This is a genomic window from Streptococcus sp. NCTC 11567, from assembly GCF_902141215.1.
Classification (GTDB): Bacteria; Bacillota; Bacilli; order Lactobacillales; family Streptococcaceae; genus Streptococcus; species Streptococcus dysgalactiae.
Map to the genome: position 1 here is coordinate 1531625 of NZ_LR595857.1, position 12784 is coordinate 1544408.

The 12784-nt window shown below is 30.1% G+C and carries 14 protein-coding genes and 1 pseudogene; all 15 read right to left on the reverse strand.

Annotation, left to right across the window (positions count from 1 at the left end):
• Positions 1-231: 231 nt before the first annotated feature.
• Positions 232-522 carry a DUF3847 domain-containing protein gene (locus FQT67_RS07620; RefSeq protein ID WP_046177023.1) on the reverse strand — a complete coding sequence of 97 codons (291 nt, stop codon included), beginning with the start codon at positions 520-522 and terminating at the stop codon, positions 232-234.
• Positions 523-762: 240 nt separating this feature from the next.
• The gene (locus FQT67_RS07625) at positions 763-2547 is read right to left on the reverse strand and encodes an ABC transporter ATP-binding protein (protein WP_261308902.1); all 1785 of its coding nucleotides are present in this window, start codon (positions 2545-2547) and stop codon (positions 763-765) included.
• 274 nt (positions 2548-2821) lie between these two features.
• On the reverse strand, positions 2822-3112 hold the full coding sequence (locus FQT67_RS07630; RefSeq protein ID WP_046177024.1) for a CXXX repeat peptide modification system protein: 291 nt from the start codon (positions 3110-3112) through the stop codon (positions 2822-2824).
• Between the two features lie 16 nt (positions 3113-3128).
• Positions 3129-5342, reverse strand: a complete 2214-nt coding sequence (locus tag FQT67_RS07635; RefSeq protein ID WP_080937727.1) for a radical SAM peptide maturase, CXXX-repeat target family — start codon at positions 5340-5342, stop codon at positions 3129-3131.
• A gap of 7 nt (positions 5343-5349) precedes the next feature.
• Positions 5350-5994 (reverse strand): ABC-2 transporter permease, encoded by a 645-nt coding sequence (locus tag FQT67_RS07640; protein ID WP_046177026.1) that lies wholly within the window; start codon positions 5992-5994, stop codon positions 5350-5352.
• 3 nt (positions 5995-5997) lie between these two features.
• Positions 5998-6879 (reverse strand): ABC transporter ATP-binding protein, encoded by an 882-nt coding sequence (locus FQT67_RS07645; RefSeq protein WP_143936409.1) that lies wholly within the window; start codon positions 6877-6879, stop codon positions 5998-6000.
• On the reverse strand, positions 6876-7253 hold the full coding sequence (locus FQT67_RS07650) for a GntR family transcriptional regulator (protein WP_074017833.1): 378 nt from the start codon (positions 7251-7253) through the stop codon (positions 6876-6878). The genes FQT67_RS07645 and FQT67_RS07650 overlap by 4 nt, the downstream gene beginning before the upstream one ends.
• Positions 7254-7429: 176 nt before the next feature.
• Positions 7430-7948: a ClbS/DfsB family four-helix bundle protein gene (locus tag FQT67_RS07655; protein ID WP_004830103.1), complete on the reverse strand. Its 519-nt coding sequence runs from the start codon at positions 7946-7948 to the stop codon at positions 7430-7432.
• 62 nt (positions 7949-8010) lie between these two features.
• Positions 8011-8130 (reverse strand): annotated as a pseudogene (locus tag FQT67_RS07660) (conjugal transfer protein); the annotation flags it as partial.
• A 73-nt stretch (positions 8131-8203) separates the two neighbouring features.
• Positions 8204-8422 (reverse strand): helix-turn-helix domain-containing protein, encoded by a 219-nt coding sequence (locus tag FQT67_RS07665; protein WP_046177027.1) that lies wholly within the window; start codon positions 8420-8422, stop codon positions 8204-8206.
• Between the two features lie 312 nt (positions 8423-8734).
• Positions 8735-10594: a group II intron reverse transcriptase/maturase gene (gene ltrA, locus FQT67_RS07670; protein ID WP_046177028.1), complete on the reverse strand. Its 1860-nt coding sequence runs from the start codon at positions 10592-10594 to the stop codon at positions 8735-8737.
• Between the two features lie 722 nt (positions 10595-11316).
• Positions 11317-11448: a Maff2 family mobile element protein gene (locus tag FQT67_RS07675; RefSeq protein ID WP_000394211.1), complete on the reverse strand. Its 132-nt coding sequence runs from the start codon at positions 11446-11448 to the stop codon at positions 11317-11319.
• A 3-nt stretch (positions 11449-11451) separates the two neighbouring features.
• Entirely contained in the window at positions 11452-11763 is a 312-nt protein-coding gene (locus tag FQT67_RS07680; protein WP_046177029.1) for a hypothetical protein, read from the reverse strand.
• Between the two features lie 330 nt (positions 11764-12093).
• Positions 12094-12270 carry a hypothetical protein gene (locus tag FQT67_RS10805; protein WP_161793434.1) on the reverse strand — a complete coding sequence of 59 codons (177 nt, stop codon included), beginning with the start codon at positions 12268-12270 and terminating at the stop codon, positions 12094-12096.
• Positions 12271-12326: 56 nt separating this feature from the next.
• Complete coding sequence (locus FQT67_RS07685; RefSeq protein WP_046177030.1) at positions 12327-12749, reverse strand: polyketide cyclase; 423 nt, start codon at positions 12747-12749, stop codon at positions 12327-12329.
• Between the last annotated feature and the right edge of the window lie 35 nt (positions 12750-12784).

Below are 12784 nucleotides of genomic sequence, written 5' to 3' on the forward strand. Positions count from 1 at the left end.
CCGACTACTGAATTAATTTTTGTTGTTTCAGTATGTCGGCTTAATTGTTACTTTCATTTCAAATTTTAAAAGTCAAGGGCGAGCGTTAGCGAGTTTATTTACCCTTGACTTTTAAAAAGCGAATGGTTGTTGCTCCCTGCAAAGGTTTGGCTCCGCAGGACGCAATCACCCTTTAGGGTGTATAATTGCGCCCTTAGAAAATCTAAGGGAGATTTGATTATTTTATTTTTCTTAATTTTCTCTCATTATTTTTAATGTTTCTTTATATTCTTTTGTCTTTGTTGCTTCTTCTAGTAGAATTTTTATTTCTTCATCTGTTAGTTCTTCAGCATTTGCTATAAGGCTTTCTAAGATTGCTCCTCTTGTTATGATTCTATGAGTTCTTTCTTTTCTTCTTTTTATTATGTCTTGTTTTAATATCTTCTTTTCTTGATTTTTTAGTTGCCTTAGTCTTTCTTCTGTATCGCCTATTTTATCTTTTATTTCTTTTGACTCTTGTCTTATTTTTTCTAAATTTTTCATACTAATCTCCTTTCTTGTATTAAAAAAGAGATAACATTTCTGCTATCCCTTTCAAAGTTTCACTATTAAAATTTTATGTCTTTTGAAATATCATCTATGTATCTATAATGATTTTCTATTTTTTATTCTTTCTCCATTTGTTCCATTATTTTTTTATTATTTTATAATAATTTCCTCAAATTTAAGATTTAAAAAGGCTAAGTTTTTCTTACCAATATATCTTATATTGAATTAAAATTGCTACCTTAAATATCTTTCCGATTGTCGCATATACATATTATAATACTCTCCTTTTTTTGCCATCAATTGTTCATGTGAACCACTTTCTTTTATTTTACCATTTTCTAAGAAGTATATTGTATCCATTTTATATAAATTAGACAGATGATGAGATATTAATATTAGAGTCTTATCAGAGCATTTCTCCATCAATAAATCAAATATTTCACTCTCAGCAAGAGGGTCTATATTACTTAATGGTTCATCAAAAATGTATATTTTTTTGTCTTGAGAAAAAATTCTCGCTATTGCAATACGTTGCTCCTCTCCTCCCGAAAATAAAGTCCCTTTATTACTAAATTCTCTAGATATTTCTGTGAATATCCCGTTATCACATTTTTCTATCCTTTGCAACATTCTTAGTACTCGTAGCACTTCTATTACATTCCCAAAATCAACATCTTTCTCTGTTACTTCTTTCATTAAAACATTATCAATTATAGGTAACGAATACATTTTGAAATCCTGAAAAAGAACACTTATATTGTCCCTTATAATATTTATTTTTAAATCTTTATATAATTCATTTTTAAAATATAAACGACCCGATGTGGGATCATATAATCTACACAATAATTTTATTAATGTAGATTTACCTGCTCCATTTTCACCAACTATAGCAACTTTCTCTCCTTGCTTTATTTTCATATTTAAGTTTTCTATGGCATATACATTTGTTTCTGGATACATATAACTAACATTTTCTAACTGTATCTCAAGATTTTTCTCATCAACATAATCTACTTCACCATCATATACTTTTACATTGTATTCCAAAAAATTGAATAGATTTTCTAAATACAAACCATGTTCATATATTTCTGGAATAACCCTGAATAATGTGCTGATATACTCAATCAATCGCTGGTTACTGCCGGCTAGTGCTACAAAATCTCCTATAGAAATTAATTTAAAGAAAACTTTTCGTACAATATAAATTACTGTAATCAGATTAACGCCTTGAACAATCAAGTTCTGAAACACTAATACATATGAGTATTTTTTAGAAAAACTTTTAATTATTTTAATTATATTTGATAAATTATAGTTAAATTTCATTTTAATCAAAGATACGAATCCAGAGTGCATTCTTACATCCTTAGCATATTCTCTATCAGTACTAATTTTAAGAAAATAATCCACTTTTCGCTCTAATGGTGTTATTTTTTCATAAAAATCATATTGCATACTTATAGCTTTTTTATTTAAAAATAAGGACATTAATACACTTGAAAATGAAAATATAATTACAATTGGTTCCATAGTTATTATTAAACCAATAAATGCACCAATTCCTAAAATTGATGTCACAAAATTTGAAAGTGTTTCTTGAATATCTTCTATTCTTTTCTCTATCTGATCTTTAGATTTTTTAAATTCATCGTAATATTCCATTTTTTCAAAACACTCTAGCTCAAATTTAACACTCTTATCAAGCAGTAATTTTTGAAAATGACCCACTATAATTCTTTTGTTTTTAGCTATAAAAAACTTTTCTATAAATATATTTATCATTAAAATAATCATATTAGTAAAGAAAATTATAATTATATTTGTTATCAAAGCATCGTATTCAACTTTATTTATTAACATATTAAAAACATACTTAAACAACAAAATATTTATAATGGCTTGAACACTTTTTAAAACGGCATTTGCTATAATCAATGGAATTTGACTAGGTGTACATTCTTTTATTATTTTAACCACTTTTATGTTATAAACTATGCTTTTTTTCTTTTTCATTTCCACACCACAATTATTTAATTACTTCTTAAAATGAAATAAGAAAGCTCATTTACGAGCTTTCTTATTTTTTTAACACCTAACCTATAAAAAATCCACCTGTACAACCTTTGCACCCTGAGCTACAGCCTGTACAAGCATTTCTACAACCCTTACATCTGTCATGATATCCACAAGCAAAAGGTACTATGTCAGGTGTATTTGGCTTTGTGTAAAGCATAAAATCCATACAATGCCCTCCTTTCCAAATATATTTATAATTGAATTAATGCAATTATAGCAATGTTAAAACGCAGGATTCATAATCTACCCTGAACCCCAAATCTTTTTGCAATTTGTATTTTTCACAAATTTCATTCCACCATTTTCTACAATTTTTATCAGCATATAAAAGCTCAGTCTCAACATTTGCAAATAAGCTTTCGTCCATATCAAATTCACCAACTATATTAGGATTATTTCTTATAATCAAGTCAATAGTTCTAATCGAATTAAATTTTTGAACTCTAATCATAAGATTTTTTACTTCTTCTGATGTTAATTCTATATTCCTCTCACAATCCATTTTTATACCTTCTCACTTAATAATTCCATTTATCAGCAATTGCTCTCTCATCATTAAAAATCATTTTTGAAACATAATCATTGTATTTCAATATCTTAATATCATCTGGAATATATATATTTAAAACTTCATTATTTTCTTGCAATAAGTTTGCAAAGTATTTCTGTGCATTTGCCTCTACGAATGATATTTTGCATTGAGTAGATGAAGGAACATTTACCTCACCTGTTGTAATTTTATTATCTAATAAACATCTCTTACATGTATTTGCATCACATTCTAAGCACATTGCCGACTTGCCCCTAAAATATTTACGCTTTTCAGAGAAATCTATTCCATCTTTTAGATTCCCTATATTCCAGTCAGGATTAGTAAAATAGAATCCTGGGCATACATAAAATTTACCATTTGGAGCCAGTGCAACTGAATTTATCCCTGCTGCACAATCCCTAGTCTCGTTCTTTTCTAGCATTATTCTGTCACTCAAAACATTTATCTGTAAAAAAACACCTCTTTCAACAAATAAATCTACAACATACTCACATAATCCATGCAATTGATCTTCATATAGTGTAATGTCACTATCGTTCCACAAATTCATATCACTAATAAACAGATTTATTCGTTTAATTCCGTTGTTGCAAAACCTCTCAATTGTGTTTTTTAACTTTCTAATCTCATTTTTTCTCAAAATGTAGTTTATAACTGGTGTCTCTATATTTTCTGAATATTCATCAACTACAGTTATAGATCTTTGCGGATTTTTAAAAATTCTTCTCCTGTCTATTTCAAAGAACACTTTCTTTTCACTATCTAAATCAATTTCATAACTACCCAGAAAAATAGGCAATACCTCATTGTCTAGACAAAATTTCAAAGCATTATCATATAAGTCCTTAGACATATAATTCCCCTCATTATATCGCTTTGTATAATTGCAAAAAGAAGGTGCATCATCTGATGTAATAAAATAAACATATTTAAGTTCATTATGTTTTGAAAACAACACCTTTTCAATAACTCTATCTGATGTCTTCCCTGTCTCTAATTCATATCTTTTCCAAAAATATTTATTTGCCCTCACATTAGCCTTATGCATTTCGCATATATGCTTTACTCTATTATATAAAGAGCCATTCTCCTGATAATTTTGTGCTACACACCAACCACAATCAGTTCCAACATTACAATTATTACATTCTTCATCACTTACAGAAGTCCAAGTAGTTCCACATAAAGCTCTCAAGGCATTATAATCTACACCTTTATCTATACTTCCAACTATCATTCCCTTTTTATCATCAGAACACATTTCTAAAAATCGTATACACGGATAAATATTCCCATCTGTATCAAATGCTAAGCTCTTATATCCAGCTCCACACCTATTTTGATTCAACGAATTACTAGCAAGTGGTAACCCTCTTCTTTTTTCAAAATACGCTACACTATGGGTCAAATATCTACCACTTTCAAACATGTAATCCGCAAGTTCTTTAAGTTGATTTTCAAATATACTTGGATCTTCTTCTTTCCAAACATCTTCATAAACTAAATTCGACTCAACATTTTTAAATCCAAGATCCCATAAGTGAATTATACTATCTTTTAGATATACTAAATCCTCACTTGAAAATGTCGATTTTTGAAATATTTCATCCTCATAGTCTTGTTTGTATTTGTAAAACGATTTAATAACCTTGTCATAAGAACCTTTTCCATCCCTAGTAATTCTTGTTAAATCATGTTTTTCTTTAGTTCCATCAATACTGAATCCAAATCCAGCATGATACCTGTGCTTTTTTAAATAATCTTCCATTATTTTTGAATCATATAATGTCCCATTTGTGGAAAAGGAAAATTGAAGATTATTAAACCATTTATGCCTTTTGCTATATAGCAACAGACAGATATAATCGCTTATTTTATCTATCAATTCCATTTCTAATAATGGTTCTCCACCAATAAAATCAATCAATAAATTATCTGATAAGTTATTACAATATGGATCATTCACAATAAAGTCTATTATTTTTTTGGCTGTTTCAAATGTCATCTTTTTGAAATTATTCTTCCCAACCATATAACAATATGTACATTCCAGATTACATTCTTCTGTTACACACATAGTTACATTTAAATAATTACCTTTTTCCCATGATATTTTAGAAATCCTATCATTTCGAAATGATCTACTAAGTATTGAATTTATGTCTGCTATAGCCATCATTTTCCTCCTAAGTATCTAATTTTAGATTTTCCATTCTTTTTGAATTCAATACGCATGATGTTATAAATAGCATCAAATATATTACACAAAGTGCAACATTTCCACCTGACTTAGAAAATCCAAGTTTATTAACCACAAATATCTCTATAGCTACAAGCACAATAGAGCCAATTAGCCCTATTACTAACCACAAATCACCTTTATCTAAATCAATAAAGTACAAAGCCAAGTAAAATATTGATACCATTTGTAGAATAAAAGCTAACAAAATATTTAATAAAATAATAAAATCCGAAAAACCATAATCAAAATAATGCTTACCTGCATGAATTGATATATAATTCAGGATTACTAACATTAATACAGACAGAAAAATAATAACTATTTGACTTACATATTTTGACAAAATTATGTTTTTCTTTTTTATCGGTAACATGAACTCGTATTTATACAATTTTAAATCATAATCTTTTCTCTGTGATAAAAGTATTAATAAACTGTTGGAGAATATTACAACTGTGCAATATGCAAAAACAAGCATTTGCGTGCTAGAAAAAAGATTTATCAAAATCCAAATTGTAAGCAAAAACGCATTCATTACACATATGTTTTTAATATTTTTATAATATATTTCTAATAATAGACCTTTCATATATTAGGATTCTCCTCCCTCTGTCAAAATCAGCAAAATTTCATCAAAATTAGGTTTATTTACAACAAATTCTTTATACTTATTCTTTATCTTCGATATATCTTTTACTAAAATATTTACTCTCCCATATTCTCTCCTATATGAAATTATGTCTGTTTTATCGACTTTTTCTAAATCCGTATCATTACAACGAAGTATCCCATAGTTATATAACAATTCATCTTTTTCTTCGCTCAACACGACTTTACCATTATCCATAAAAACTATATAATCAGCTATTTTTTCCAAGTCTGTTGTAATATGTGATGATATATATACCGAGTGTTCTGGGTTTTCTATAAATTCTAATAATATACATAAAATCTCATCTCTACTTACTGGGTCTAACCCTGAAGTAATTTCATCTAATATGAGAAGTTTTGTTTCATGAGACAATGCTATAGCCAACGATAACTTTTTTTTCATTCCAAATGAAAATTGCTTAGTTTTCTTGTCTATTGGCAAATTAAATCGATTCAAATAATTTTTAAAACTATCTTCTTCCCAATTACTATAATTAAATTTCATTACCTCATTTATCTCATTAGGCGTTAATAATAATGAAAAGTTTGGGTCATCTAAAACAACACCTATGTGTTTTTTAATATCTACTTGATTACAATCTTCAGTACCAAATATCTCTATTTTTCCATCATCTTTTTGAAACATTCCAAGTATACAAGAAATAGTAGTACTTTTCCCCGCTCCATTTCTTCCTATATTTCCTACAATAGATCCATAAGGTACTTCAATATTTATATTTTTCAAAGAAAAATCATTTGTTTTATTATTTTTATTTAATCCAGATACCCTTAATGCTAATTTATTTTCATATGAATCCATCATTGCCCCTCCTCATATATCTTTTTTATTAAATCTATCAAATCATCTATTGAAATAGAACTTGATTGTATGCTCTTGACAATTTTCTTAGCTAAATCTTCCACTTCTTTATATGTTTCTATTTTTTGTAATTCAATATTTCTTGCTGATATAAAACTGCCTTTGCCATGAATAGTTTCAATAAATCCATCTTTTTGTAAATTTTCATAAGCCTTTTGAACTGTAATTACAGCTACCTTAAGATTTCTAGCCAATACTCTCATAGATGGTATAGAATCTCCAGTTTTCAAATCTTCATTCATAATTTGTTTTTTTATCTGATTTTCGATTTGTTCATAAATCGGTTCGCTAGAATCGGTATTTATTATAATATTGATATTGCACCTCCTGTTTCAGAAGTGTACTTATGTGTACTTGTTATTTTAATAATACCACCAATAAAAATTTTTTTCAACCCCCTTAATTTCCCAATTTTGAGTATAAAAAAAGACGATATAGTTTTAATTTCTATCGTCTAAATCAAATTATTCTAATATACGTCAAAGTTATGTTACTAAAGTACTAATTTCTTCCATTTTCTAACCTTAGTTCTAAATGTACCAAATGGTGCTACTGTATTTACATGAATAAATTTATACACTTCCCAAGTTGCTGTTTTTGTTGCTTCATCTGCCCATTTTCTCATATGAGGTTTAAATAATTCTTCTTCTGTTAGCTCATCTATCATAAGATAAATATCTTCAATATTTTTTGTTAATTGTTCTTTTAGTTCCTTTAAAGATTTATGAGCGTAAGCTTCTGTAAACCATTGATATAATTCGGCTAATTGATTCCACTTGAATTTATCTGATGGTGTTTTTACTTCAAGTCCTTTTTTCTCATCTTCTTCCCATTTCAATACTAAAGCTGTCCAACCTACTTGATAGGCAAGATTTTCTGCTGGTGTCCTATCAACTTCGTCTACTCTTTTATCTTTTAATTCTTCTGGGATATTATCAAACTCTGAAATATATTTTGCAAAAGTTTTTTTAATCTCATTTTTTAATTCTTCCTTACTTTCATAAGACCTCATATGCCTACCTCCATGGTTTGTATACAGATATTTTACCAAAAATAATTATATCTTAATATTTAATCATAATCTTCCAGTAACTTGTAATTCTTATGTTTTGTGATATCAAATTTATCAGATAGTAAAAGTCTTACTACTCTTATCTGGTATATACACGTGCCTCCATCCATTACTGTTATTTCAATAAAATTTTAGATAACTTTATTAAGATTTTCTTTGATTTCTTATAAATCAAGTTTAAAGAACTATAAGAATTTAAATCTCTTGTTCAAATTCATCTTCAAAACTAATAATATCATTAGGAGTGCAAGATAGAGCCTTACATATTTTTTCTAAATTCTTAAATGTAATTGGTTTATCCTTTCCCATTTGTGCCATAACATTTGTTGTAAGTCCTGCAATGGCTATTACATCTGTTTTCTTTAATCCCTTTTTTGCTAACTGTATCCATAATGGTTTATAGTTAAGTGCCATAATATCCCTCTTTTTCTCTGTATTAGATTTATTTAATTATAGCATAAATATTGATTTCATTCAATCTTACATTGGTTTAGTGATTTGTTTTAGAGAATTTGTTGTGTTATTCCGTCTTTATTTTGCCATAAATTGTTTAATACCCTGAGATTTTGCTCCAGATAGTGATAGGTAATCCTTTGATATTATCTTCGGATTTTCCCCCACTTCACACCGTGCATGCGACTTTCACCGCACACGGCGTTCCATCACAAGAAAGATTTTCACGTTTTAACTAAGACTTACACACTTCGTAACAAATTATTTTTTTCTCTAAATTAGTGGCAATTCTGCCATTTTTCTAAGCTTATTACATTTCTCAATCTGCTTGACTGTTAACCCAAGCTCTTTTATATATTTTTGGATTGTATCTTCTTTTGTTGCATGGATGAGTATATGAACTGCTTCTGTAACAAGAATTAAGTTGCTGTAACTGTCTGTACCGCCTTGTTCAAGCGGTGTCTTGTGATGGCAATGTATATCGTTTGGTGTAAGTTTTATACCTGATACTCCACATCTGCCATATTGAGCTGCAAAGAGCGAGATTCTGTTGTCTGCAAACTCTATGCTTTTATCAAGCACAGGATGTTTCATCAGCCAGACAAGTGTATCTACATCAATTTGTAGATTTTTATGAATGAAAGCTCTGCCTTTTACAGTGTATTTATTTACAACCTTTTTCTTGTGTTTTGCGTCCTTTGTCCTGATATATCCCACTGGAATTAACGGATGTCCATTAAGAAAGCGAAGCTGTTTACTTTTTCCATATTTTTCTTTGATAAATCCTTTGTTTAGTGTTCCACTGATTTTAATATCCAGTCTGTTGTTCATCTGTTTTTTAATGTGAAAGGCTATTTTAGCAAAGTCCAAACTCACGTTTGTTGCTATTTGGTAATAATTATGCAAGCCTGAAACAGTGGCATTATACTTAGCTATTGCTTTGTACTGTTCCTTTTCGTTTGCAGGTCTTTTTATATCTGCAACACTTTTAGAAATATTTTCTTTTGCATTTTTCAGTGCCTTATCACTTATATGCGACTGTACAACAAACTTTTTGCCTTTTGGTTTAACCTTAAGCTTGAAGCCTAAGAACTCCGAGTACCTTTGTTTTAGATTTGTTATTTTAGATTTTTCTTCACTTACATTTAGTTTTAATCTGTCTTGCAACCATTTTGTAACTGCCTGATAGGTTCTTTTTGCATCGTAGTAATTACGGCAAAATATCTTGAAATCATCGGCATACCTTACAATGTATATTTCTTTCAGGTTGCTTGTTCTTAAAGCTCTGTAGGTATGGCTTTTTATCTCTGTTCCTTGACTGTTCGTTCTCTGTTTATATGGATAATGAGTGGGCATTGTCAGCCATTGAGAGGAAACCCACCAATCTAATTCGTTCAAGACTACATTAGATAATAGCGGTGATAATATACCGCCTTGTGGTGTTCCCTTTGTTGGTGTAATTACCTTTTTATCGGGCATAACTATGTCTGCTTTCAGCATTTCCTTAATGATACAAAGTAGCTTTTTGTCTTGGATACCCAAATTCCAAAGTTGCCTTATGAGCTTTGCATGATATACATTGTCGAAAAATCCTTGTATATCAATATCAACCACATAGTGTAAGTGCTGTATCTGCATTAGTCTTGCACATTCTGCGATAGCGTGTTCCGTACTCCTGTTAGGTCGAAACCCATAGGAACTGTCATGAAACTTGGCTTCACATATCGGCTCCAATATTTGCAAGATACATTGTTGTACAATTCTGTCTACAATAGTCGGTATTCCTAAAGGTCTTATTTTCCCATTAGGCTTTCTCATTTCCACTCTCTTTACAGGGCGTGGTTTATACCAATGAAACTGTTTTTGTATGAGAGAAATGTATTCTTCTTCATTTAGCCTTGATAGATGTTTTATTGTTCTGCCATCTACTCCGGCTGTATGACTGCCTTTGTTCCCTTTGATACTACGATAGGCGAGTTTAATATTTTCTCTTGAAGTTATCAGCTCCATTAAATTTGAAAATACTTTATTCTTACTGCTATCTTCATATAAATCATCAAGGACTTTTTGCAAGTCATAGTATTCCGTATAACGGATTTTGCTTTGTTTCAGTGTTTGTTTCGAAGTGGACACAGTCACCATCTCCTTTCGGATTTGATTTTCTTTGTCATACTCGAAGCTGTGTTTGTCTTAATTTCAGTTCTTGTACTTTCCTGTGACTGGTGGCTATCCCTCCACGAACTTATTATTTTCGCTTCATAGGTACTGTGCCACCGCTTTCACCAAGATAAAGAACGGTTATATGCTGTTTTTACAGTCATTTTCCCATTCAACACTTCATTAGCATTAGACTGCTTCCGTGTTCTTGGTTTACCACGTTCCGACAATCTTATCTTTGAATACGTTTAGGTTCTTCCTCTAAGCCTGTGTTTAGCTTTCGCCATATCGCCTGTAACGATATATGGATTTTCATAACAACCATTCTTACTCATCCACAAACACCCCATCTTTGATGGGAATTGCCGTTAGGCAAATTCAAACGTTTAGACTTGTACATTCGGAAGTACGTCAGTGCTTTGGTATACACATTCTCACCATGCGTATTCGACACCCGACATATAGGTAGCACCGTCCACCTCTGAACAGCTTTCGTGTCTGATATGAAATACCAGTCTTACGGCTACTCTCTGCCGACTTCACCGAGCTTTTGACAATGAAATAGTCTAATATTCATTGCCAATCGGAGTATCAGTGTAGGCATTTCAGGGCGTTACCCCGTCATTCTACCTATCAGATTGTCAGTTCTCCTAAGTTTTGAACTTTTAGTCCTTCGACTTAGTGCATAAGCTTTTCACTTATGAACGTGTCGCACGATTATCATTACCATATCCCTCCATAAGGTTAATAACGCCCCATGCTCCGAGACCAGCACCTACTGCCATTACCAAAATCTTTAATACATTAACTGCCTGTGTAAAAAATTCCATGATTTATTCCTCCCCATTTTCTTCTTTCTTTTCAATTTTGTTCATAGACATAACTACAAAATTCTTATATGTTTTTCCATTTTTAGTTCGTTTGTTGAAGCAACCATATACATGAATGAAATCACCTTCCGAAAATTCCTTAGCTACTTCAGATTTATTGCCATAGGCTGCACAGTTGATATACTCTCTACCTTTTCCATATCCTTTCGAAAGAGCAAAATTTACAACTTGAACCTCTTCATCACCTCTTGTAAAAGTTCCAAAAGTAGGTTCTTTTAATAGATTGGCATTGATATTAATCATTTCTTTGTCCATTTTTTCCTCCAATTAAAAAGCGACTGAAAAGTTAATTCCAATCGCCAAGTATTTGTATATTTAGTTGTCTATTAGGTAGGGCTTCTTATCCTTATCATCTTTTCTCCTTTACTTTCTGTAACATATTTAATGGAACTAGCATTTTGTCGTGTATATATTAGTGAGAGGCATTTGAAATACTAGTTAGCTTCTCTGTGAGTTTTTCCTATTTATTGATCGCAATATAAATTGAAAATAGGCATGAAAAAAGACGATAGAATTTTTACTTTTCTATCGTCTAATATGATTTATAAATTTAAGTTTTGTAGAACTTGAATTCATACAAAGTTATCATTCTTGATTTCTTTTGATTACACGTGGATTAGGAAAACCATCAGTGAATACTCTAGTAAGATATTCCTTGCAATTTGGACAATTTACATCCTCAAAATCTCTATTTCCTTCCCAAACAGATTTATCCTCAAACTCTACTGTACATCCACATTTAGGACACGTTACTTGTTTCATAAGAACCTCCCCTGTACTTTCCGTAATATACTATTTAACACAATCTATTTTTATGTTTAAATCTTTTGAACAAAACTTGCTTCTTCACAATTTAACACTTTCTTTAAATCTCTAAAATACAGTTTCTGTTGCTTTTTTAAATATGAACCTATAAATGGCTTAAATATAAGTTTTTTAGAAACTATATTTTCAGTAAAGCCTAAAGTAGTTTTGTCACCATGCGAATAAAATTTTCCTACCCAAATTCCCTTGATATTTTGGTTTTCTATTTCAAATGACCAACATTGATTTTGAATACATTCTGTAACTTCAAAATATGTTTCTATTCCATCTTTAGAAATCTCCACAAATTTATTGTCATCTATAATTCTTATATTCTTTAAATCACTTCGCCAAACAAAATCGTTTAAGTCAGTTACCTTATTCCATACCTTTTCTATTGGACATAATAGTGTGACCTTAATGTTAGCAATAGCCATAATGGTGCCTCCTATAAAACTCTATTTTGTTTATT